This window comes from Streptomyces sp. NPDC047081, from assembly GCF_040643775.1.
Classification (GTDB): domain Bacteria; phylum Actinomycetota; class Actinomycetes; order Streptomycetales; family Streptomycetaceae; genus Streptomyces.
The window spans coordinates 50,146-72,943 of the sequence record NZ_JBEYUY010000003.1 but is presented as its reverse complement, the minus strand read 5'-3'; the positions used below and the strand labels follow the sequence as shown (position 1 = coordinate 72,943).

The 22,798-nt window shown below is 71.5% G+C and carries 21 protein-coding genes and 1 pseudogene; 11 read left to right on the top strand and 11 right to left on the bottom strand.

What is annotated here, in order from left to right; all coding sequences use genetic code 11:
* Window positions 1-165 precede the first annotated feature (165 nt).
* From tilS to folE, 4 genes are all read left to right on the top strand, one after another.
* The gene (gene tilS, locus ABZ848_RS06050; protein ID WP_360826022.1) at window positions 166-1,260 is read left to right on the top strand and encodes a tRNA lysidine(34) synthetase TilS; all 1,095 of its coding nucleotides are present in this window, start codon (window positions 166-168) and stop codon (window positions 1,258-1,260) included.
* 53 nt (window positions 1,261-1,313) lie between these two features.
* Window positions 1,314-1,874 (top strand): hypoxanthine phosphoribosyltransferase, encoded by a 561-nt coding sequence (gene hpt, locus ABZ848_RS06045; RefSeq protein ID WP_360827136.1) that lies wholly within the window; start codon window positions 1,314-1,316, stop codon window positions 1,872-1,874.
* 206 nt (window positions 1,875-2,080) lie between these two features.
* Entirely contained in the window at window positions 2,081-4,120 is a 2,040-nt protein-coding gene (gene ftsH / locus ABZ848_RS06040) for an ATP-dependent zinc metalloprotease FtsH (protein ID WP_360826019.1), read from the top strand.
* A 148-nt stretch (window positions 4,121-4,268) separates the two neighbouring features.
* A complete protein-coding gene (folE, locus tag ABZ848_RS06035) occupies window positions 4,269-4,874 on the top strand; it encodes a GTP cyclohydrolase I FolE (protein WP_360826016.1) in 606 nt (201 codons plus the stop codon).
* 44 nt (window positions 4,875-4,918) lie between these two features.
* Here the strand turns inward: folE and ABZ848_RS06030 are convergent, their stop codons facing one another.
* The 6 genes from ABZ848_RS06030 to ABZ848_RS06005 all read right to left on the bottom strand — a co-directional run bounded on the left by ABZ848_RS06030 (window position 4,919) and on the right by ABZ848_RS06005 (window position 10,136).
* Window positions 4,919-5,404, bottom strand: a complete 486-nt coding sequence (locus ABZ848_RS06030) for a DUF3180 domain-containing protein (protein ID WP_360826013.1) — start codon at window positions 5,402-5,404, stop codon at window positions 4,919-4,921.
* Between the two features lie 83 nt (window positions 5,405-5,487).
* A complete protein-coding gene (folK, locus tag ABZ848_RS06025; protein WP_360826010.1) occupies window positions 5,488-6,099 on the bottom strand; it encodes a 2-amino-4-hydroxy-6-hydroxymethyldihydropteridine diphosphokinase in 612 nt (203 codons plus the stop codon).
* Entirely contained in the window at window positions 6,096-6,455 is a 360-nt protein-coding gene (folB, locus tag ABZ848_RS06020; protein ID WP_360826007.1) for a dihydroneopterin aldolase, read from the bottom strand. Before folB ends, folK begins: the two co-directional genes overlap by 4 nt.
* A gap of 281 nt (window positions 6,456-6,736) precedes the next feature.
* A complete protein-coding gene (locus tag ABZ848_RS06015; protein ID WP_360826004.1) occupies window positions 6,737-7,240 on the bottom strand; it encodes a nuclear transport factor 2 family protein in 504 nt (167 codons plus the stop codon).
* Entirely contained in the window at window positions 7,237-8,223 is a 987-nt protein-coding gene (folP, locus tag ABZ848_RS06010; protein ID WP_360826001.1) for a dihydropteroate synthase, read from the bottom strand. The genes ABZ848_RS06015 and folP overlap by 4 nt, the downstream gene beginning before the upstream one ends.
* A gap of 101 nt (window positions 8,224-8,324) precedes the next feature.
* Window positions 8,325-10,136 carry a phosphatidylglycerol lysyltransferase domain-containing protein gene (locus ABZ848_RS06005; RefSeq protein ID WP_360825998.1) on the bottom strand — a complete coding sequence of 604 codons (1,812 nt, stop codon included), beginning with the start codon at window positions 10,134-10,136 and terminating at the stop codon, window positions 8,325-8,327.
* A 223-nt stretch (window positions 10,137-10,359) separates the two neighbouring features.
* Here ABZ848_RS06005 and ABZ848_RS06000 point away from each other — a divergent pair, with 223 nt between their 5' ends.
* Together ABZ848_RS06000 and ABZ848_RS05995 are read left to right on the top strand one after the other, a co-directional pair.
* On the top strand, window positions 10,360-11,496 hold the full coding sequence (locus ABZ848_RS06000) for an alpha/beta hydrolase-fold protein (protein WP_360825995.1): 1,137 nt from the start codon (window positions 10,360-10,362) through the stop codon (window positions 11,494-11,496).
* 135 nt (window positions 11,497-11,631) lie between these two features.
* Window positions 11,632-13,113, top strand: coding sequence for a hypothetical protein (locus ABZ848_RS05995; RefSeq protein WP_360825992.1), 1,482 nt, complete (start codon window positions 11,632-11,634; stop codon window positions 13,111-13,113).
* A 51-nt stretch (window positions 13,114-13,164) separates the two neighbouring features.
* Here the strand turns inward: ABZ848_RS05995 and ABZ848_RS05990 are convergent, their stop codons facing one another.
* Together ABZ848_RS05990 and ABZ848_RS05985 are read right to left on the bottom strand one after the other, a co-directional pair.
* Window positions 13,165-14,502, bottom strand: a complete 1,338-nt coding sequence (locus ABZ848_RS05990; RefSeq protein ID WP_360825989.1) for a PH domain-containing protein — start codon at window positions 14,500-14,502, stop codon at window positions 13,165-13,167.
* Complete coding sequence (locus ABZ848_RS05985; RefSeq protein WP_360825986.1) at window positions 14,499-15,011, bottom strand: PH domain-containing protein; 513 nt, start codon at window positions 15,009-15,011, stop codon at window positions 14,499-14,501. Before ABZ848_RS05985 ends, ABZ848_RS05990 begins: the two co-directional genes overlap by 4 nt.
* Window positions 15,012-15,042: 31 nt before the next feature.
* Between ABZ848_RS05985 and ABZ848_RS05980 the strand changes: the two genes are divergently transcribed.
* Complete coding sequence (locus ABZ848_RS05980; RefSeq protein ID WP_360825983.1) at window positions 15,043-16,194, top strand: NADH-quinone oxidoreductase subunit D; 1,152 nt, start codon at window positions 15,043-15,045, stop codon at window positions 16,192-16,194.
* A gap of 49 nt (window positions 16,195-16,243) precedes the next feature.
* On the opposite strand, the gene ABZ848_RS05975 is transcribed toward ABZ848_RS05980, so the two are convergent.
* Entirely contained in the window at window positions 16,244-17,257 is a 1,014-nt protein-coding gene (locus ABZ848_RS05975; RefSeq protein ID WP_360825980.1) for an SAM-dependent methyltransferase, read from the bottom strand.
* 118 nt (window positions 17,258-17,375) lie between these two features.
* Here ABZ848_RS05975 and ABZ848_RS05970 point away from each other — a divergent pair, with 118 nt between their 5' ends.
* The 3 genes from ABZ848_RS05970 to ABZ848_RS05960 all read left to right on the top strand — a co-directional run bounded on the left by ABZ848_RS05970 (window position 17,376) and on the right by ABZ848_RS05960 (window position 20,012).
* On the top strand, window positions 17,376-18,584 hold the full coding sequence (locus ABZ848_RS05970; protein ID WP_360825977.1) for a sensor histidine kinase: 1,209 nt from the start codon (window positions 17,376-17,378) through the stop codon (window positions 18,582-18,584).
* A gap of 74 nt (window positions 18,585-18,658) precedes the next feature.
* The gene (locus ABZ848_RS05965) at window positions 18,659-19,330 is read left to right on the top strand and encodes a response regulator transcription factor (RefSeq protein WP_360825974.1); all 672 of its coding nucleotides are present in this window, start codon (window positions 18,659-18,661) and stop codon (window positions 19,328-19,330) included.
* A 49-nt stretch (window positions 19,331-19,379) separates the two neighbouring features.
* A complete protein-coding gene (locus ABZ848_RS05960) occupies window positions 19,380-20,012 on the top strand; it encodes an AAA family ATPase (protein ID WP_360825971.1) in 633 nt (210 codons plus the stop codon).
* A gap of 36 nt (window positions 20,013-20,048) precedes the next feature.
* Here ABZ848_RS05960 and ABZ848_RS05955 read toward each other — a convergent pair.
* Window positions 20,049-21,150, bottom strand: a pseudogene (locus ABZ848_RS05955) (DUF5937 family protein).
* 168 nt (window positions 21,151-21,318) lie between these two features.
* Here ABZ848_RS05955 and ABZ848_RS05950 point away from each other — a divergent pair.
* On the top strand, window positions 21,319-21,534 hold the full coding sequence (locus tag ABZ848_RS05950) for a hypothetical protein (RefSeq protein WP_360825968.1): 216 nt from the start codon (window positions 21,319-21,321) through the stop codon (window positions 21,532-21,534).
* A 16-nt stretch (window positions 21,535-21,550) separates the two neighbouring features.
* Here the strand turns inward: ABZ848_RS05950 and ABZ848_RS05945 are convergent, their stop codons facing one another.
* Complete coding sequence (locus tag ABZ848_RS05945; RefSeq protein WP_360825966.1) at window positions 21,551-22,750, bottom strand: beta-eliminating lyase-related protein; 1,200 nt, start codon at window positions 22,748-22,750, stop codon at window positions 21,551-21,553.
* Between the last annotated feature and the right edge of the window lie 48 nt (window positions 22,751-22,798).

The window sequence follows — 22,798 nt, the reverse complement described above, 5'->3', positions numbered from 1 at the left end:
CCGGCCGACGGCAGGCGAACGCCCCTCCAATCACCCGTCCGAGGGACCGTGAGCCCCGGGTAGGCGTGCGATGCTCGGGGAACGGCCCGGTTCTGTCACCATCTACACACTCTGAGTGACCGACCTCGGGCTCACCCCCCGAAAACTTCATGAAGGGAACCGGACATGGGTCCCCATCCTGCGGTCGCGGCGATACGCCTGGCGGTCCGCCGCGTCCTGCACGACATCCTCAACGAAGCCAGTCGTACGCCCGCGTACAGCCCCGCCGCCGGGGAGAACCGCACGGCCGACGACAGCCGCCCGGCCGGGGTGGTCCCGGCTCCCGGCACCCCGCACGAGCGCCCGCCCTCGCCGCTCGTGCTCGTGGCGTGCTCCGGCGGCGCCGACTCCATGGCACTCGCCTCCGCCCTCGCCTTCGAGGCCCCCAAGCTCGGCTTCCGGGCCGGCGGCGTCACCGTCGACCACGGCCTGCAGCCCGGCTCCGACCTGCGCGCCGAGGAAGTCGCCCTGCGCCTGCGGGAGATGGGGCTCGACCCGGTGGACTCCGTCGCCGTGACCGTCGGCCGCGAGGGCGGCCCCGAGGCCGCCGCCCGGGACGCCCGCTACGCCGCCCTGGACGCCGCCGCCGCCCGCCACGGCGCCACCGCGATCCTCCTCGGCCACACCCGCGACGACCAGGCCGAGACCGTCCTGCTCGGCCTCGCCCGCGGCTCCGGCATCCGCTCCCTGTCCGGAATGGCCGCGGTCTCGGGGGCCGACGGCCGTTACCGCCGCCCCTTCCTCCAGCTCGACCGGCAGACCGCCCGCAAGGCCTGCATGGTCCAGTCGCTCCCGGTCTGGGACGACCCGCACAACGCCGACCCGGCCTACACCCGCTCCCGGCTGCGCCACGAAGGCCTGCCCGCCCTGGAGAAGGCGCTCGGCAAGGGCGTCGTCGAGGCCCTCGCCCGCACCGCCCAGCTCTCCCGCGACGACGCCGACGCCCTCGACGCCTGGGCCCGCCAGGCCGCGGCCTCCGTACGCGACGCCGCCGGCCTCCTGGAGTGCGCCAAGCTCTACGCCCTGCCGCCCGCCGTGCGCCGCCGCATCCTGCGCCGGGCCGCCATCGAGGCCGGGGCGCCCGCCGGGTCGCTGTTCGCCCGTCACATCGAGGAAGTCGACCGGCTGATCACCGGCTGGCGCGGCCAGGGAGCCATCAATCTCCCCGGCAAGGTCGTCGCCCAGCGCCAGGGTGGCAGACTGGTGATTCGGCAAGGCTGAAACCTTGCCCCCCTTTGGGGGGTGATGGGTGGCCGGTGGGACGACCGAAAGTGATGCGGGTGGACGCGAAAGACATGGGCACCGACCTCAAAGAGGTGCTCATCACCAAGGAAGAGATCGACGCGAAGCTGGCCGAGCTGGCCGCGAAGATCGACGCGGAGTACGCGGGCAAGGACCTGCTCATCGTCGGCGTCCTCAAGGGCGCGGTGATGGTCATGGCCGACCTCGCGCGGGCGCTGTCCACCCCCGTCACCATGGACTGGATGGCCGTGTCGTCGTACGGCGCGGGCACCCAGTCCTCCGGTGTGGTGCGGATCCTCAAGGACCTCGACACCGACATCAAGGGCAGGCACGTCCTGATCGTCGAGGACATCATCGACTCCGGACTGACCCTGTCCTGGCTGATCAACAACCTCGGCTCGCGCGAGCCCGAGTCCCTGAAGATCTGCACCCTGCTGCGCAAGCCGGACGCCGCCAAGGTCGCCATCGACGTCGAGTGGGTCGGCTTCGACATCCCGAACGAGTTCGTCGTCGGCTACGGCCTCGACTACGCCGAGAAGTACCGCAACCTCCCGTTCGTCGGTACGCTCGCGCCCCACGTCTACGGCGGCTGAGCCGGCCTTGGGGCCAAGCGAGCCGTCTTTGTAGGACGATCGGGAACCCCGGCGGGTTTCGCGCCGTTGGAGCATGCAGAGACGGATCCAACAGCCGTCCGAGCGGCTTCGTGCAGCTTCGGGCAACATTGCTGGGGTACCGTCAGAAGAACTGTCTTATCAAACTCACTATGGCAGGAGGGACGGGGCGACACCGCTCCGTATGGATGGACGTGAAGCGATACTTCCGTGGGCCGGTCATGTGGATCGTGCTGGCCGTCCTTGCCGTGGTCGTGTTGATGCAGGTCGTCGGCTCGTCCGGCGGCTACAAGACGGTGGACACCGGCCAGGTCGTGGCAGCGATCAACGACAACAAGGTGGAATCGGCGAAGCTGACCACCGGTGACGAGCAGACCATCAAGGTCCAGCTCAAGGACGGCGAAAAGGTCGAGGGCAGCTCGAAGATCCAGGCGAGCTACATCGGCGACCAGGGCGTGACCATCGCCAACACGCTGCAGACCAAGTACCAGGACAAGCAGATCCCCGACGGCTACACCGTTTCGCCGTCGAAGCAGAACCCGTTCCTCGGCATCCTGCTCTCCCTGCTTCCCTTCGTCCTGATCGTGGTCGTCTTCCTGTTCCTGATGAATCAGATGCAGGGCGGCGGCTCCCGGGTCATGAACTTCGGCAAGTCCAAGGCCAAGCTCATCACCAAGGACACCCCCAAGACGACCTTCTCCGACGTCGCGGGCTGCGACGAGGCCGTCGAGGAACTCCACGAGATCAAGGAGTTCCTCCAGGAGCCGGCCAAGTTCCAGGCCGTCGGCGCCAAGATCCCCAAGGGCGTGCTGCTCTACGGCCGCCCCGGTACCGGCAAGACGCTGCTCGCGCGCGCCGTCGCCGGCGAGGCGGGGGTCCCCTTCTACTCGATCTCCGGTTCCGACTTCGTCGAGATGTTCGTCGGTGTCGGTGCCTCCCGAGTCCGTGACCTCTTCGAGCAGGCCAAGGCGAACGCCCCGGCGATCGTCTTCGTCGACGAGATCGACGCGGTCGGCCGCCACCGCGGCGCCGGCCTCGGCGGCGGTCACGACGAGCGCGAGCAGACGCTCAACCAGCTGCTCGTCGAGATGGACGGCTTCGACGTGAAGGGCGGCGTCATCCTGATCGCCGCCACGAACCGGCCCGACATCCTCGACCCGGCCCTCCTGCGCCCGGGCCGCTTCGACCGCCAGATCGCGGTCGACCCGCCGGACCTGCAGGGCCGTCTGGAGATCCTCAAGGTCCACCAGAAGGGCAAGCCGGTCGCGCCCGACGTCGACCTGGCGGCGGTCGCCCGCCGTACGCCCGGCTTCACCGGCGCGGACCTGAGCAACGTCCTCAACGAGGCCGCCCTGCTCACCGCCCGCAGCGACAAGAAGCTGATCGACAACTCCATGCTGGACGAGGCGATCGACCGTGTGGTCGCGGGCCCGCAGAAGCGGACCCGGATCATGTCGGACAAGGAGAAGAAGATCACCGCGTACCACGAGGGCGGACACGCCCTGGTCGCGGCGGCCTCCCCGAACTCCGACCCCGTCCACAAGATCACGATCCTGAGTCGCGGCCGTGCGCTGGGCTACACGATGGTGCTCCCGGACGAGGACAAGTACTCGACCACCCGCAACGAGATGCTCGACCAGCTCGCCTACATGCTGGGCGGCCGCGCGGCCGAGGAACTGGTCTTCCACGACCCGACCACGGGCGCCGCGAACGACATCGAGAAGGCCACGGCAACGGCCCGCGCGATGGTCACGCAGTACGGCATGACCGAGCGTCTCGGCGCCATCAAGTTCGGCGGCGACAACACCGAGCCGTTCCTCGGACGTGAGATGGCTCACCAGCGCGACTACTCGGAAGAGGTCGCCGCGCTGGTGGACGAGGAAGTCAAGAAGCTCATCGAGAACGCGCACAACGAGGCCTGGGAGATCCTGGTCGAGAACCGCGACGTGCTCGACAACCTCGTCCTGCAGCTGCTGGAGAAGGAGACGCTGGGCAAGGAGGAGATCGCCGAGATCTTCTCCGCGATCGTCAAGCGTCCGGCCAGGCCCGCCTGGACCGGCTCCTCCCGCCGCACGCCGTCCACCCGCCCGCCGGTGCTCTCCCCGAAGGAGCTCGCACTGACGAACGGCGCGAACGGCGCGACGCCGGCGATCACCACCGCCAAGGCGACGGCGACGGAGCACGCTCCGGCGACCGAGCCGGCTCCGGAGGACCGTCCCGAGAGCTGACCACTCCTGCCCGGTGGTCCCGTCCACCAGGACCGGAATGGATGCCGCGTCCCCCAGGTTCTAGCCTGGGGGACGCGGCATTTTCAGCCATGCCGGCAGATGAGGCGCGTGGCCCACACGCGTGACCCGCACAGGAACGAGGCACCACATGACCGACCCCGTGACGCTGGACGGCGAGGGCCAGATCGGCGAGTTCGACGAGAAGCGTGCCGAGAACGCCGTGCGCGAACTCCTGATCGCGGTCGGCGAGGACCCCGACCGCGAGGGCCTGAGGGAGACACCGGCGCGGGTGGCGCGGGCGTACCAGGAGATCTTCGCGGGGCTGTGGCAGAAGCCCGAGGACGTGCTGACGACCACGTTCGACCTGGGGCACGACGAGATGGTGCTGGTGAAGGACATCGAGGTGCTGAGTTCCTGTGAACACCATCTCGTGCCGTTCGTCGGAGTCGCCCACGTCGGCTACATCCCGTCGGTCGACGGCAAGATCACCGGCCTGTCCAAGCTGGCCCGGCTTGTGGACGTCTACGCCCGTCGGCCTCAGGTGCAGGAACGACTCACCACACAGATCGCCGACTCTCTGATGAAGATCCTGGAGCCCCGCGGGGTGATCGTCGTGGTCGAGTGCGAGCACATGTGCATGTCCATGCGGGGTGTGCGGAAGCCGGGAGCCAAGACCATAACGTCGGCGGTCCGCGGCCAGCTGCGCGACTCCGCCACCCGCAACGAGGCGATGAGCCTCATCATGGCGCGCTGAGTCATGGTGCGCTGAGTCATGGTGCTTTGAGGCGCCACCCGGCTTCAGGCCGGTGACGCCGCGCCGTTGTTGTGTTCGTCGTCCTCCGGGAGTTTGCAGACTCGCTCCAGGAAGATGGCCGCCGCTATGACCGCGATGCCCGCCACGACCGAGAAGCCGGCGTAGATGGCCTGGTCGCGGCGGGCCGGGATGTCCAGGAGCTCCAGGAGGAAGGCGCCCGTGCCGCCGTACATGCCGGCGACGAGGGCGGCGACCAGGGCGCTGGCCTGGCCGAAGACGACCGCGCGGGCCGCCATCAGGGGGTCGACGCCCTTGGCCTCGGGGCGGCGCTCGCGCTGGGCCTTGAAGCGGCCGCGCAGCGAGAGTGCCGTGGCCGTCAGCACCACGGCGATCAGGGCGAGGACGATGGGGGCGGCCAGGGGGACGCTGGGCAGGGTCCCGATCGAGTTCCAGAGGCGGGCGCCCGCCCAGGACAGGACTGCGGCCACGACGAACACGCCGGCCAGCACCCTGATGCGCAGCTCTCTCACGGTGTCCCTTCAGCTCCCCCGGATTCCGTGGACCGTATGCCGCGGGCAGTGGTCCTCGTGACCTTTCGTCCTGACCTTAACGACTACTCGGGCAGGTGGAGTTCCAGGTCCTTGCGGGGGACCACGCCGTCGCGGGTGACGGTGTCGAGGAGGTCGCCGACCCGGCCGCGGCCGGGCAGCGAGGCCTCGGGCTCCAGGTCGTGCCAGGGGGCCAGGACGAAGGCACGCTCGTGTGCGCGCGGGTGGGGGAGGGTGAGCTGCGGGTCGTCGGAGACGACGTCGGCGTACGCGACGATGTCGACGTCCAGGGTGCGCGCGCCCCAGCGCTCGTCCCGTACGCGGTGGAAGGCCTCCTCGACCGCGTGCGCCCGCTCCAGGAGCGAGGACGGGGGCAGGGTGGTCTTGAGCACCACCACCGCGTTGAAGTACGACGGCTGGCTGCCCGGCTCGACGCCCCACGGCTCCGTCTCGTACACCGGCGAGACGGCCTTGATGCGGACGCCGGGGGTGTCCTCCAGAGCGTCAATGGCGCCCTGGAGGGTCTCCAGGCGGTTGCCGAGGTTGGCGCCGAGGGAGATCACCGCCCGCTTCGGGTTCTGGAGGGTCGTGTCGGCGGCGTCGACCTGCTCGACGACGGAGGCGGGCACCGGCTGGACGGTCGGGTCGACGGGACCCTGCGTGAAGGACGCGGTCATACTCGGCTCCGGGTGATGGTGACGGTCACGTCGTCGAAGGGGACCGTGATCGGTGCGTCCGGTTTGTGGACGCAGACCTCGACCTCCTGGACCCCGTCGTGCTTGAGGCAGGCCTGGGCGATGCGCTCGGCGAGCGTCTCGATGAGGTCGACGGGCTCGCCCTGGACGACGGCCACGACCTCCTCCGCCACGATGCCGTAGTGCACGGTCTTCGCCAGGTCGTCGTCGGCCGCGGCCGGCCGGGTGTCCAGGCCGAGCACGAGGTCCACGATGAAGGTCTGGCCCTCCTCGCGCTCCCTGGGGAACACCCCGTGATGCCCGCGGGCCCTGAGGCCGCGCAGCGCGACACGATCCACGCGAATCACTCCTGCAATCGTCGGTTGCGGCCGGTCTCTGCCGTGTGCGGGCGGCACACCGGCCTCGAACGAATCTACCTGCGGGCACTGACAGGGCCGGGCCACGGGGGCGCGGGCCCGGACCGGGGCCGGCAGGTTTCATCGCGTGTTTCCCCTGGGGAACCCGGTGGCTCATGGGTTGGTAGCCGCCCCTACCCAGGTGGTCGTGATTCCAACCACTTCTTGGTCCCGGCGGGTGCCTGTCGGGCGTCCGCGGGAGTCTCGAGGGGTCGCCTACCCCGTCAGGAGGGGGTGTCCTCGTCCTCGGCCTCGTCGTTTTCGGCCAGAACCGGGGAGGCGTGGTGGGACCAGAGCTTCCAGCCGTCCGGGGTACGGCGGAACACGTTGGTGGCGACCACCAGCTGGCCGACGAGCGGACCGAGCTCCTCGCCGCCCTCGGGGGCCGGGCCGCCGCTGAGGATGTTCTCCGTGCAGGTCACCAGGGCGGTGTCGCCGGTGACGGAGACATGCACGTCGGTGAGGAAGAACTGGATGTAGTCGGTGTTCGCCATGATCAGCGCGTACGACCTGAGGACCTCGCCGCGGCCGGTCAGCACCGGCCAGCCGGGGTGCACGCAGGAGATCACGCCGGCGTCGGCCGGGTCGTGGTACTCCTCGTCGACGCCCAGGTCGGCCGGGGTCAGCCAGAGCGAGGACAGCTCCTCGAAGTCGCCGCGCTCCATCGTCTCGTAGAAGGCGGTGTTGGCTGCCTCCACCTGCTCGACGTCGGTGTGGGGGGCGCTCACCGGGCTCCTTCCGAGCCGGGCGTGCGGTGGGAGTCTCGCGCCCCGCTTGCGGTGGTCGAGCCCGGCGCGGGGTGGGCGTCATGCGCCCCGCGTGCGGTGGCGGCGCCCGGCGCGTTCTCTCCGGCGCGCGCCTCCTCCACGGCGCGTGCGACCCGTACCGCGTCCGCCGTCGCGCGCACCTCGTGCACGCGCACCGCCCACGCGCCGGCGTGCGCCGCGAGCGCGGAGACGGCGGCTGTGGCGGCGTCGCGCTCGCGCGCGGGCGGCGGCGCGCCCTCCGGCCCGGCGAGGACGCGCCCCAGGAACCGCTTGCGGGAGGCGGCGACGAGCAGGGGGTGGCCGAGGGCGAGCAGGCGGTCGAGGTGGGCCAGCAGGACGAGGTCGTGCTCGGCGTCCTTGGAGAAGCCGAGGCCCGGGTCGACGACGATGCGGTCGGGGGCTACGCCGCCGGCCAGGACGGCCTCCACGCGCGCGTGCAGTTCGTCCACGACCTCGGCGACGACGTCGTCGTACACACCCTTGACGTTGCCGCCCTCCAGGAAGCCGCGCCAGTGCATGACGACGAAGGGGGCGCCCGTCCCGGCCACCAGGGGGATCATCGCGGGGTCGGCGAGGCCGCCGCTGACGTCGTTGACGAGGGCGGCACCGGCGGCGAGGGCGCGCTCGGCGACGGAGGCGCGCATGGTGTCGACGGAGACCGTGACGCCCTCCGAGGCGAGGCCGCGGACGACGGGGACGACCCGCTTGAGCTCCTCGGCCTCGTCCACGCGCGTGGCGCCGGGGCGGGTGGACTCACCGCCGACGTCGACCAGGTCGGCGCCCTGGGCGACCAGCTCCAGACCGTGCTTGACGGCGGCCGTGGTGTCGAAGAAGCGGCCGCCGTCGGAGAAGGAATCGGGAGTGACGTTCACGACTCCCATGACCGCGCAGCGGTCCCATTCCGGAAGGCCCGCGACGCGCCCGCGTCCGCTCTGCTTGCTCATACGTTCAGCCTAGGCCCCGGACCGGCCCCTAAGCCGCCGCGGCCCGGACGCGGGCTCCCCGGGCCGACGGGGCGCGGCCTGCGTCCGGTCCGGTGCTCGGTTCACGCCGCTCGTACGTCGCGCTCCGCGACGGCGTGCGTGCACGCGCGCGGGGCGGGCCTGCGGCGGCGCAGGAAGCGCGGCAGGGGCAGTGCGAGGTTGACGAAGCCCTCCGCCTGCATGGCGGCGAAGCCGATGCGCGGCAGGTCCGCGGAGGCGCGGTAGACGACGAAGCGGGGCTCCCAGCGCGGGCGGAACTTCGCGTTGAACTTGTACAGGGACTCGATCTGGAACCAGCGGGAGAGGAACACCAGGAGGCCGCGCCAGGCGCGCAGCACCGGGCCGGCGCCGATCTTCTCGCCACGCGCGAGTGCCGAGCGGAACATCGCGAAGTTGAGCGACACGCGCGTGATGCCGAATTTCGGGGCCGCCTGGAGGGCGGCGACGATGAGGAGTTCGTTCATCCCGGGGTCGGCCGAGCGGTCGCGGCGCATCAGGTCGAGGGAGGCGCCGTCCGTGCCCCACGGCACGAAGTGCAGGATCGCCTTCAGGTCGCCGTACTCGCCCGGGTGTTCGTCCGCCTTGTGGGCGGTGGCGATGAGGCAGTCGCCGTCGGAGGTGTCGCCGATGCGGCCGAGGGCCATGGAGAAGCCGCGCTCGGTGTCGGTGCCGCGCCAGTCCTCGGCGGCCTGCCGGATCCGCTCCAGCTCGGCCTCACCGAGGTCACGTACACGTCGTACCCGGGTTTCGTAACCGGCGCGCTCGATGCGCTTGACCATCTGGCGCACGTTGCGCATCGCGCGGCCGGCGAGGGAGAAATCCGCTACGTCCACCACCGCCTCGTCGCCCAGTTCGAGGGCGTCGAGGCCGGTCTCGCGGGTCCACACCTCGCCGCCCGTCTCCGAGCAGCCCATGACGGCGGGGGTCCAGGAGTGGGCGCGTGCCTCGTCCATGAAGCGCTCGATGGCGCCCGGCCAGGCCTCGACGTCGCCGATGGGGTCGCCGCTGGCGAGCATCACACCGGAGACGACACGGTACGTCACCGCCGCCTTGCCGCTGGGCGAGAAGACGACCGCCTTGTCGCGGCGCAGCGCGAAGTGGCCCAGCGAGTCGCGGCCGCCGTGCTTCTCCAGCAGGGCGCGCAGGTGGGCCTCGTCCTCCTCGGTGAGCCGCGCGGCCGGGTGTTCGGGGCGGAAGGCGAGGTAGATCGTCGTCACGGCCGTGAGCAGGCCCAGGGCGCCCAGGGAGAAGCCGACGGTCCAGGAGGTGTCGCCCTGGTAGTCGACGGGGCCCTCGAAGCCGAACAGGCCGTACAGGACGTGCGTAATGCGGTCGGCCAGGCTCGGGTCGCCGACCATCCGGTTCGGGTGGACGCTGACGATGATCAGTCCGAGGACGAGGGAACCGGCGCCCATGAGGACGAAGTTGGCGAGCGCGCGCCACCTGCTGCGCGGGTCGGGCAGCGCCCTGAACTGGTCCCGGTGGCGCACCAGCGGTGCGAGCAGCGCCAGCGAGATGAGCACCCCGATGAGCGAGTGCCGGTACGTGAACTGCGCCACGGCACCCGCCGGAAGCAGCACCACCGCGGCCCGCCAGGCCCGCCGCTTGCCGCGCTTGAGACCGTGCGCGAGCAGCAGCAGGAGGATGCCGGCGCTGAGCGAGAGCGCGGCCGCGAACGGGCCGAAGGCGCCGGGCAGCACCTCGGCGATGGTGTGCATACGGCTGTGCCTGAAGCGCGGGAAGACGCCCGCGGCGACGTCCAGGACGCCCACAAGAGCGCAGGCTCTGGCGACGAGGACGGGGACGGCCTCGGGGCGCGGCCCATGCAGCATGCGCCGCCCAGTGCGTGCTCGGGACGGAACCCCGCCCGACATTTCCTCATCTGTCCTGACAGACATCGCATCCCGTAGTTCTGCGAGAGACCTTGGATCCGGTACCGATTCGGGCATCCGGCGACATTGCGCCCTCTAGGACGGTGTCACGGCAGGAGAGGTTCACTCCGCTTCTCAAAGCCGTTTCAAAGGCCGGGGAAAGTCCCGGACAAGCCCTCGCGAAGGTGTGGGGGAGACGGGCGTAACCGCAGGCAGGAAGCAGGTCATGGGTCTTACGAGCAACAACGTGCTGTGGTTGGCGGTCGCGTTCGCCGTACTGCTGTTCGTCGGCACGGTCTGGCTGTGGCCGCGGCTGTCGCGGCGGAACTGGCGGGCCGTCAGCGGACGCGTCGGCCTGCTCCTCGGCACCCAGCTCGCCCTCTTCATGTCGCTGGGACTCGCCGCCAACCAGGCCTTCGGTTTCTACGCCAGTTGGGCGGACCTGTTCGGCCGGGAGAAGGACCAGGGCGTGGTCGTCAACCACACCGCGCTGGGTGGGACCGGCGGCCCCCTCCAGGTGGTCGACACGGCACGCGTGCGTGGAGCGGGCGGTTCCCCCGGTTCCGGGGCGCGGACGGGCGGGCAGATCCAGAAGGTCGACATCGTCGGCCGTACGACCCACATCGCCACGCCCGCGTACGTGTACCTGCCGCCGGAGTACTTCCAGCCCCAGTACCGCACGCGTACGTTCCCCGCGGCGGTCGTCCTGACCGGATATCCCGGCACCGCCGAGGCGCTCGTGGACAAACTGCACTACCCCGCAACGGCCCAGAACCTCGCCAAGAGCGGCCGTATGCAGCCGATGATCCTGGTCATGCTGCGGCCCACGGTGGCGCCGCCGCGGGACACCGAGTGCGTGGACGTCCCGGGCGGTCCGCGGACGGAGACGTTCTTCGCCAAGGACCTGCCCGACGCCGTACTCGCGCACTACAGGGTGGGCAAAAAGCCGGGCAGCTGGGGCATCATCGGCGACTCCACGGGCGGCTACTGCGCGCTGAAGCTCGCGATGCACCACCCCGGGGCGTACGCGGCCGGTGCGGGCCTTTCGCCGTACTACAAGGCGCCGATCGACCCGACCACGGGTGATCTCTTCCACGGCGACAAGGTACTGCGCAATCGCGCCGACCTGTGGTGGTGCCTCAAGCACCTGCCCGCGCCGAACACTTCACTGCTCGTCACCAGCAGCCGGATCGGGGAATCCAACTACAAGGCGACACTGAAGTTCATAGGGCGCGTGGAGGCCACCAAGCTGACCCGGATCTCGTCGATCATCCTGGATAGCGGCGGCCACAACTTCAACACCTGGCGGCGCGAGATTCCGGCGACACTGCAGTGGATCAGTGGGCGGCTGAGCGACCGGTGACCGGTGTTCCGCAAGTTGGTGATCTTGCCGAATTCGATGCGGAACAATTCCTGATGCCCTGTGAACGTTTCGGTATGGCTGTGTTTTTACGGGGCGGGGAGCCAACAGTCGCCTACGCGCGGTAAGTTTCTGGCCATGCCACGTGGACGTCACCGCCATTCACCGCCCTTGCACAGGCTGCTGCCCCCGTCGGCGATCGCAGGCGTCTCCCTCGTCTGCGCATTCGGCCCCTGGGTGTTCACGCAGTCGGCCGTGCTCCGCGTCATCGCCGCGTTCGCCGCGGCGACGGCGGTCGTCGGCGCGGCCGTCATGCGCCGCTGGGACGCGCAGGCCGGCAAGCAGGTCGCCGACCTCACGCGCGCGCGTGCGAGCGACGAGTGGCGGCACGAGGAGCGGGTCGCCGAGCTGGAGACCGACCTCGAGGAGTCGCGCGAGCTGCGCGCCAAGCTGGAGCAGCGGCTGCGCGCCAAGCGCTCCGAGCTGGCCGGCCTGCGCAACGAGCACGCGGCCCTGCTGCGCCGGTACGCCACCGCGGAGACCGAGCGCGCGAGCGCCCTGGAGGGCCGCCGGCTGCTGGAGATAGAGGCCGGCGCCCCGACGACGCCCGCGCTGCCGCCGGTGTCGGCGGACGAGGACGAGACGGATTCGGTGGAGGAAGCCGAGGCTGTGGCTGCCTCGGCGGACGAGACCGAGGCCGAGGCCGCCCTGGCGGAGGCGGACGCGTCGGACACCGACGAGAAGCCCGAGGGTCCCGCGGTCTTCTCGCCCGAGGGTTCGAAGCTGTTCCTGCGGGCCGGCGCGGCGCTGAAGAAGTTCGACAAGGACGGTGACGGTTCTCCGAAGGACACCGACGCGGTGGCGGGGGAGGCCGACGCGGAGGACGAGACCGCGGGTGACCTTCAGGTCGAGGCCGATGTCGACGCCGAAGGTGACGTCGAGGCAGAGGCCGACTCCGACGACGAGGTAGCCGCTGCTTCGGACGAGGGTGCTTCCGAGGACGGCGCTTCTCCCGAGGACGACGGCTCCCCGAAGGGTGGCGGTTCGCCCAAGGGTGACGGCCGGTCGAAGCGTGACGGCGCTCCCAAAGGCGCGCCCGTGACGGCGCAGAACGGCGCCTCGGCGAGCCAGGCGCCCGCGCCCGCCGCGCAGACCGCCCCCGCGGTGGCCGAGGCGGTGGCGGACGGTGGCGTCGAGGCGGCGGCGCAGGAGGACGAGGCGCAGGGGCAGCCCGAGGCGGTCGACGGGCATGAGCGCGCGGCCGCCACCACTCCGGCCCGCTCGGCCCAGCCCGTGCAGCAGCCCTCGGGACACTTCGTCGCGCCGACCGCGGTGGCCGTCGTACCGGCCGCGCCCGTGCGGCGCCCGGCGATCGAGGGCGGCTTCGACTTCTTCGGCAACAAGAAGGAGCCGAACCCCGCGACCATGGACGCCGTCCAGAACGAGGACCTCGCCGACGTGGTCGGCCAGGAGGCCCTTGCCGTGCACAAGGCGGAGGCCGAGGCCGAGTTCAAGCCGGCCGACGAGGGCGCCCGAGGCGTGGGCCAGGTGATCGACCTGACGGCCCACGACGAGACGGAACAGATCAACCTGCAGGGCCTGCGGAGCGCGGTTTCCTGACCCCGGGTCGTGGTGGGGTGCTTGCCGGTCGTACGACGCCGACGGCCCGCCCTACGACGCCATCCACCGGTCCGGCCGGGCGTCCCGCCGCCCCGTCCGTGACCGTTCCGCCTGGCCGCGCAGCAGCTCCGCGGCCTCCTGTGCGTCTCTCAGGCGGGCTGTGACGGTCTTGTTGGCCCCCGTGTCCACATGGACGTCGGCAAGCCGCCACAGCCGCTCCCAGGGTCCCTGAGCCAGCCGTACGCTCTGCACCTTCGCGTGCGGGACCAGCGCCAGGCTCCGCTTCAGCAGCCCGTGCCGCGCCGCGAACACCGTGTCGGTGACCGCGAGCCCGTAACCACGCCACCACAGGGGCACGCACCGGCCTGCCCGCCGCGGCGACCGCGACAGCGCTGCGGCCGCCGGCACGCTCACCCCCGGCAGCACGCGCGCGACGACCGCCTCCGCGACCTCGCGCGGGGCGACCGGCACGAGCACCGAGTTGGACGAACCGGCCACATCCAGTTCCACCCGCACCCACCCGCGCCGCCGCCACAGCAGCGGCTCCACGATCCGCACGGTCTGCACCCGCCCCGGCGGCACCGTCTCGTGCGTACGGTCCAGCAGCCCGTGGTCGATGCGCAGCCCGTCCGGCGACTCGCCCACCGTCCAGTCGTACTCCCCGACGAAGCGCCCCACGCTGCTCGTGGCCGCCGCGCCCAGCAGGGGCACGCCGGTCGCGAGGACCGTCCACACGCTGTGGGTGGCGAGCCACAGGACGGGCGGTACGACGAGCGCGGCGGCCAGCGAGCCCCAGGTGGCGCCCGTCAGCACGAGGGAGATCGCGAGGTGCAGCGGGGGCGTGCGCAGCAGCACCTGCGCCGGCGCCTCTCCGACTTCGTGCGCCGTCTCGGGCGCGAACCCGGCGGCGCGCGCCAGCAGTTCCGCGCGCAGCGCACGGGCCTCGCGCTCCCCCAGGAAGGCCAGCTCGTCCTTCTTGTCGGTGCCTATGACGTCGAGTTTCAGCTTGGCGACGCCCGCCACGCGCGCGAGGAGCGGCTGGGTGACGTCGATCGCCTGGATGCGCTCCAGCCGGATGTGCGCGGTACGGCGGAACAACAGGCCAGTACGGATGCGCAGTTCGGACTCGGTCACCGCGAAGTGCGTGAACCACCAGGTGAGGAAGCCGTACAGGGCGGCGGCCGGGACCAGCACGGCGAGGGCGATGAGCAGCGTGGTGGCCGTCAGTCTGGTCAGCTGCCGCTGCGCCTGGTCGGGGTCGTGCACCGCCCACCCGATGAGCACCGCGACCGGCGCCCACGCCCGCCGCAGCGGCGTTATGGGATGCAGCCGGCGCTCAGTGACTGGTTCCTTCGCGCGTACGGCGTCGTCGACGCCCGGCGCGGTCACAGGCCCGCCGATCGGGCCTCGCCGAGCTCGGTGAGCCGGTCGCGCAGCCGTTCCGCCTCGGCCGGGTCGAGGCCCGGGATGGTCGCGTCGGTCGCCGCGGCCGCGGTGTGCAACTGGACGCTGGCCAGCCCGAAGTGCCGCTCGACGGGCCCGGAGGTCACCTCGACCAACTGCATGCGCCCGTACGGCACGACGGTCTCCTCGCGCCACAGCACGCCCCGGCTGATCAGCAGGTCGTCGGCGCGCTCGGCGTACCGCCAGGAGCGCCAGTTGCGGCCCAGCAGCACCCAGCCCCAGGCCATGAGCGTGAGCGGCAGCAGCGCGAAGGCCGCCCAGCCGGGACCGGCGAGCAGGCCGAGCAGCAGACCCAGGGCGAGGGCGATCAGCCCCAGCCACACCACCAGCAACAGCCGCCGCATCCGCAGCAGCCCCGGCGGCAGCCCGGTCCACACCGGTTCCGCCGCCTCGTCCCCCGTCGTGCCCGTACCCCGCGCGCTCCCCGTCTCCATACGGCCAGCGTACGTAGGAGAGACTGTGTCCATGACTCCCACGACGGAGACCATGGTCGGTATCGGCGGCGCCGCGGAGAGCACCGACATGGTGCTCAACATCGGGCCGCAGCACCCGTCCACACACGGCGTACTCAGGCTGCGCCTGGTGCTGGACGGCGAGCGCATCACGCACGCGGAGCCGGTGATCGGGTACATGCACCGCGGCGCGGAGAAGCTCTTCGAGGCGCGCGACTACCGCCAGATCATCATGCTCGCCAACCGCCACGACTGGCTGTCGGCCTTCTCGAACGAGCTCGGCGTGGTCCTCGCCGTGGAGCGCATGCTCGGCATGGAGGTCCCCCCGCGCGCGGTGTGGACGCGCACCCTGCTCGCGGAGCTCAACCGGGTCCTCAACCACCTGATGTTCCTCGGCTCGTACCCGCTGGAGCTCGGCGGGATCACGCCGATCTTCTACGCCTTCACGGAGCGCGAGGAGCTCCAGCACGTCATGGAGGAGATCTCCGGCGGGCGCATGCACTACATGTTCAACCGCGTCGGCGGCCTCAAGGAGGACCTGCCGGCCGGCTGGACCACGCGCGCGCGTGCCTCCGTCGTGGCGCTGCGCTCCCGCATGGACCGCTTCGACGACCTGGTGCTCGGCAACGAGATCTTCCGGGGGCGCACGCGGGGCGTGGGCGCGCTCGCGCCGGAGACCGTGCACGCGTACGGCGTGAGCGGGCCCATCGCGCGCGCCTCGGGCGTCGACTTCGACCTGCGCCGGGACGAGCCGTACCTCGCCTACGGGGAGTTGCAGGACACCCTCAAGGTCGTCACCCGGCAGGAGGGCGACTGCCTCGCCCGCTTCGAGTGCCTCCTGGAGCAGACGCACAACTCCCTCGACCTCGCCGACGCCTGCCTCGACCGGCTCGCCGAACTGCCGCCCGGCCCGATCAACCAGCGGCTCCCGAAGGTCCTGAAGGCACCCGAGGGCCACACCTACGCCTGGACCGAGAACCCGCTCGGCATCAACGGCTACTACCTCGTCAGCAAGGGCGAGAAAACCCCGTACCGCCTGAAGCTCCGCTCGGCCTCGTACAACAACATCCAGGCCCTCGTGGAACTCCTCCCCGGCACGCTGGTCGCGGACATGGTGGCGATCCTGGGGTCGTTGTTCTTCGTGGTCGGGGACATCGACAAGTAGGTCGGGGACGCCGACAGGCAACGCGGGAAAGAAGGGCTCTCTTGGCCCGCTATCCCGCCAGCGGGTCCGGAATTCCAACCGGCTGGAGCAGCCAGCCGAAATCGCCGAGGCCGCCGGGGGCGGTGAGTTCGGCGGCTTCACCGGCGCTCGCGAGGGCGCGTACGTAGGCGGCGGGTTGTGCGGTCGCGAGCGCGAGCGGGGGGCGTGCGCCTGCGATGCCCAAGGCGCGCAGGGCGTCCCGCTGACGCAGGAGGCGCGCACCGGAGGCGGCGTGCGCCATGGAGTGCGCCGCGCACGCGTCCAGCGCCACATGCGCCGTGATGTCGCACGACCCGTCCGGCACGGGCGCCGTCTCGCGCCCCGCGCGGAATCCGGTGAGCGTGCCGAACAGAGGGCGCGCATCCGCGGAGTGCGCGTAGTCCACGGCGACCGCGAGCCCCCGCTCGACGGCCGAGACCGCGTCCGCCCAGGCCTCGTCCCGGGGCAGCCCGATCTCGGCCCGGAGCCCCTCCTCCTCCGGGAGCGGCCACCACCGCGCCAGCCACTCCACCTCCGCGCCGCCGACGGGCTCCCCGAGGCGTTCGGTGCCGTCGCGGCGTACGAGAACCCGGCGCGGTACTCCCGCGCCGTCCACCTCGGCGACGTCGACCGGGACGTTGTCGAGCCATTCGTTGGCGAACAGCAGGCCGGTGATGCCGGGGGGAGGTGATGTCCGCCACTCGATGCGTGTGTCGAGGGTCTCGGGGCGGTCGGCCAGCTCGACGGCGTAGGCACGCACGCGTGCCGTCACGTCGGCGGGCAGGGCCGCCAGGACGGCGGTGACGAGTTCGCCGCGGCCCGCCGCCATGTCGACGAAGTCGAGGCGCGCGGGCCGGTCCAGGGCCGCGTCGACCCGGCACAGCAGCCGGGCGACGGCATCGGCGAACAGCGGGGAGACGTGCACGGACGTGCGGAAGTGGCCGGCCGGGCCCTCGGGCCGGCGGTAGAAGCCGTCCGGGCCGTAGAGGGCGGCTTCCGTCGCCGTCCGCCAGCCCTGCCACTCGCCTGTCGTCTCACCCGTCACCGGCTCAGGCTAAGCGCACAGAGGAACGGAGCCTCCACCTTGCGGAGTATGCGCGCGGGGTGCGGATCGGTCCTCCGGTTGACCCCTGCACGCATCGCGCTTCCCTACTCTGGGTTACGTGCAGCGCCTCTACGACTTCCTCCGCAGACACCCGACCGGGGTCGACACCTTCTGGGCCGTCATCCTGTTCGGGATCTCGGTCGCCGGAGGCATGGCCGTCCACGGTCAGGACGGCCGGGGTACCGACTCGCCGGCGCTGATCGTTCCGATCGTGCTGCTGCTGTGCCTGGTGATCGCGCTGCGTCGGCGCACGCCGGAGAAGATGCTGCTGCTGACGATCGCGCTGGGCGTGGCGCAGGTGGTGCTGAACGTCGAGACGACGCCCGCCGACTTCGCGATGCTGGTGATCGTCTACACGGTGGCCGCGACCGGCGCCCGCTGGGCCTCCCGGCTCGCCCTGGGCGTGGGCCTGTGCGCGGCACCGGTGGCGCAGCTGCGCTGGCCTGAGCAGCACACGAGCGCCGCGGGCAATGTGGCGATAGTGGTCTTCCAGACGGTCCCGTTCGCGCTCGCCTGGGTGCTCGGCGACTCCATCCGCACCCGCCGCGCCTACTTCGCGCAGCTGGAGGAGCGCAACGCCCGCCTGGAGAAGGAGCGCGAGGCGCAGGCGAAGGTCGCGGTCGCGGCCGAACGCGCCCGGATCGCACGCGAGCTGCACGACGTGGTCGCGCACAACGTGTCGGTGATGGTCGTGCAGGCCGACGGCGCCGCCTACGTCCTCGACACCGCTCCCGACCAGGCGAAGAAGGCCCTGGAGACGATCTCGTCCACCGGCCGTCAGGCCCTCGCCGAGATGCGCCGCCTGCTCGGCGTGCTGCGCACCGGCGAGCACAAGGAGGTCGGCGAGTACGTCCCGCAGCCGGACGTCGAGCAGATCGACGAGCTGATCGAGCAGTGCCGCACCTCGGGGCTGCCCGTCGACTTCAAGGTGGAGGGCACCCCGCGCCCGCTCCCCAGCGGCGTCGAGCTCACCGCGTACCGGATCGTGCAGGAGGCGCTCACCAACACCCGCAAGCACGGCGGGCCCAACACGGGCGCGAGCGTGCGGCTGGTGTACTTCGACGACGGGCTCGGCCTGCTCGTCGAGGACGACGGCAAGGGCGCACCGCACGAGCTGTACGAGGAGGGCGGCATCGACGGCCAGGGGCACGGCCTCATCGGCATGCGCGAGCGGGTCGGTATGGTCGGCGGCACCCTGGACGCGGGTCCGCGCCCCGGCGGAGGATTCCGCATCAGCGCGCTGCTCCCGCTCAAACCGGCGCATTGACGTCGACGCACGCCCCCTGTTGACACCTGTAACACCCCTGTATACGGACGTAGACGGACATGGAAGAGGCCCCGATGACGATCCGCGTGATGCTCGTCGACGACCAGGTGCTGCTGCGCACCGGGTTCCGGATGGTGCTCGCCGCGCAGCCGGACATGGAGGTCGTCGCGGAGGCGGGGGACGGCGTCGAGGCCCTTCAGGTGCTGCGTTCGACGGCCGTCGACGTCGTACTCATGGACGTGCGCATGCCCAAGCTGGACGGCGTGGAGACCACACGGCGCATCTGCCAGGAGCCGAACCCGCCGAAGGTGCTGATCCTGACCACCTTCGACCTCGACGAGTACGCCTTCTCCGGGCTGAAGGCGGGGGCCTCCGGCTTCATGCTCAAGGACGTGCCGCCCGGGGAACTCCTCACCGCCATCCGCTCGGTGCACAGCGGCGACGCCGTGGTGGCCCCGTCGACCACGCGCCGCCTCCTGGACCGGTTCGCGCCGATGCTGCCGAGCGCGGGCAAGGAGCCGCAGCACAAGGAGCTGGAGCGGCTCACCGACCGCGAGCGCGAGGTCATGATCCTCGTCGCGCAGGGCCTGTCGAACGGCGAGATCGCGGCCCGGCTGGTGCTGTCCGAGGCGACGGTGAAGACCCATGTCGGCCGGATCCTCACGAAGCTGGGTCTGCGGGACCGAGTGCAGGTGGTGGTCCTGGCGTACGAGACGGGGCTGGTGCGCGCGGGCGGGCACGGGTGATCCACACGCGCGTGACTCCCGTGTAATCGCCGCCCACTAGGGTCTGCGCATGCTCCTGTGGATCAACGGCCCTTTCGGGGGCGGCAAGACACAGACCGCGCACGAGCTCCAGCGGCGCCTGAGGGGCAGCGTGATCTGCGACCCCGAGCACGCCGGCTTCGGTCTGCGCCGTACGCTCCCGCCCGAACTGCGCGGGAACTTCCAGGACTTGGTCTCCTGGCGGCAGGGTGTGGTCGAGGTGCTCGACCTGGCCCTCACCAAGCACGACGGGGCCGTGATCGTGCCCATGACCATCACGGACTCCGGCTACTTCGAGGAGACCGTCGGCCGGTTGCGGGAACTCGGCCACGACGTACGGCACTTCACGCTCCTCGCCCAGCGCGAGACCGTCCTGCGGCGGCTGCGCGAGCGCGGCTTCGGGCACCTCCTTCGGTACGTCGCCGGGAAGAACGCCGGCCTGGGACGCGAGACCTGGGCCGTGCAGCAGCTCGACCACTGCCTGGAGCGGCTGCAGGAGCCGGAGTTCGCCGAGCACCTGTGGACCGACCACTCGACCGTGCCGAAGACGGCGGACCGCATCGCCGTCCTGGCCGGCCTGACGCTGCGGCCGAACAACGAGGGCGCCCTGCGGACGCGGCTGCGGCAGGCACGGGTGGGCGTCAAGCACATCCGCTTCGACTGAGGCCACTACCGGCGCCGGCTCGGAGCAGGCTCCCGCTCAGCGCAGGATGCCCTCCAGGAAGTCGCTCCCCAGCCGCGCCACCACGGATATGTCCAGCTGGTGCTGGACGTACCGGCCGCGACGGCGTGTGGTGACCAGGCCTGCCTTCTTCAGGACGCCGAGGTGCCGGGATATCTCCGGGGCCGTCATGCCGTGCGCCTGGGCCAGCTCGCTCGTGGTGTAGGCGCTGCGGGCCAGATAGCGGCACATCCGCATCCGGACCGGGTGGGACAGCGCGGTCATCCCGCAGGGCGAGCTGCTCCACGGACGGCGGGGCGGCCAACTCCGGGGAGCCGACCGGGTAGTGCAGCACGGGCTGCCAGCCGGGCCGGTACAGGACGGCGAGGTGGGGCCAGCCGAGACTGGTCGGTACGAGGAGGAGCGCGCCGTCACCCGTGGTGGTGCGGCCCACGCTCAGCTTGTCGACCGTGATCTCGGCGGCGGTTTCGTCGAGTGTGACCGCCGGGGACGCGGCGGACAGCGCCTCGGCCAGGCCCTTGCGGCGCAGGAGCTCGGTCTTGTGGCGGGCGTCCGCCGTGAGCTGGTGGCGCAGCCGGGACCAGGCCTCCGCGAAGAACGCCTCGTCGCAGTCCTCCAGGAACTGCCGCAGCCAGGCCCGGATCCTGGGCGGGTCGGTCAGCAGCAGCTCGGTGAACCGCTCCTGGCGCGGGCCGCGTGCGGCGGCCAGGTCCAGGGCGCGCCGGCCCTGCTCGGCGTCGACGAGCCAGCCCGCCCCGACGCCGTACGACATGGCACAGCTGAACTCCAGTGCCGCGTCGACGAACTGCTCGTCCGTCAGCTTGTCCAGCAGGTCCAGCTCCTCGGCCAGCGTGGCACCGGGCACGGCGCCGCCCGGGAGGCCCGCGTACGGCAGGAACAGGTCCGAGAACGTCGTCCTCCACAGGAAGTCCGCGTCGCACATCCGGTCGGCCAGATGCGGGTCGAGTCCGGCGCTCACGCCCGTCACCCAGCCCTGGAGCCCCGGGTGGTGTCCGGGCTCGGACAGCGCGTGCAGCGCCATGCCGAGCTCGGCCAGGGGTGAGGGGACGATGGCGACCCTCTCCGGCCGCAGCCCCGCGATGTCGATGCGCACGCTCATGACCTCATGGTGCACCCCGCCACTGACAACGCCCTCCCCGATTGACGGCGCCCGTCAATCCACGCGACTTCCCCGTCGTACCGGCGCAACCTGGGATCACCGGGGCAGCCGCGGAGCCCACGAATCCCTGTCGCCACGTCCCGAAACGTCTCGAAAAGGCGAACCGCCATGAGCATCACGCAGCAGTTCCTCCTCGACGCCTACCGCGCCCGGCAGCTGGGCGAGCCCGTGCCGCCCGCGCCCGGCGCGCACGACTGGCAGGTCGCGCGCGAGTGGCGCGACTACCGCCAGTTCCGCGCGGTCGTCGCCGAGCACCCGGCCCACGGGCGGATACGGCAGGCGCTCAGCCGTTGGCTGCATCTGCGGCCGCGCTCAGCCGGCTGACCGGCCTGGCCACCTTCTATGCGCCGCCCGCCTCCTCCATGAGGCGGGCGACGAACTCCGCGACCGCCGCCTTCACGCCGTCGGCGGTCCACTCCAGGGCCTCGGCCCTGACGTACACCTCGGTGAACGCCAGGCCGGGGCCCTTCGCCTCCCAGCCGTTGGTGAACAGGAGCGTCCTTGTCTCCTCGCCCTGCCGGATCGCCGCCTCCGAGACGACGTCGACGTCGTACGGCAGCCAGACCTGGAAGTCGTGCGTGTGCGGCCGCTCCGGGTGGACGCGCACCCAGGGCACCCCGGCCGCGGCGAACCCCTCGCGCAGTGCCTCGGCGACCACGCGCGCGTGGGCGACGTAGTCGGGCAGCCGGGGCAGCTCGCGCTCCAGGCCGGCGAGTGCCGACAGCACCGTCGGGAACTGCTGGAAGACCTGGCCGCCGTACCGGTGCCGCCAGGCCTTCGCCTCGTCGATCAGGGTCCTGGGACCGGCGAGCGCGGCGCCGCCGTAGCCGCCGAGGGACTTGTAGAACGACACGTAGACGCTGTCCGCGAGGCTCGCGATCTCGTCCAGCGGGCGGTCGAAGTGGACGGTGGACTCCCACAGGCGCGCGCCGTCGAAGTGCACCACCGCGTCGCGCTCGTGCGCCGCCTCCACGACCTCGGTGAGCTCCTCCCAGGAAGGCAGCACGAAACCGGCGTCCCGGAGCGGCAGTTCGAGCATCAGGGCGCCGAAGGGCTCGTCGAGGCCGCGTACCTCGTCGGCGGTCGGCATGCGCGGCTCGCCGGTGACTCGCACCGGGCGCAGGCCGCTGACCTGGCTGAAGGCGTCGCGCTCGTGCAGCACGGGGTGGGCCAGCGGGTGCAGGGCGACGGCCGGGTCGCCGGTGCGGCCCGCCCAGCAGCGCAGCGCGACCTGCTGGGCCATCGTGCCGCTCGGGAAGAACGCGGCGGCCTCCATGCCGAGCAGCCCGGCGACCTTCTGCTCCAGGGCCTCGACAATGCCGTTGCCGTAGATGTCCGACGTCTCGTCGAGGTCGTACACCTCGTCGAGGCCGTCCAGCAGCGCCAGGCGCTCCCGGAGCGTGTCCAGGAAGCCGGGGCGCGCGAACACGCGCTCCGCGCCCCGGTGCGCGCTGATGCGCCGCGCGCGACGGCGCTTGAGCCGCTCTTCGTCCGGTACGTCCTCGACTGTCCGCTCGCCCTGCTCCGCCGCATCGCTCATGACCCGGATCATGCCTGGCGCAGGCCGGCGCGGGCACCCGGATTTCCA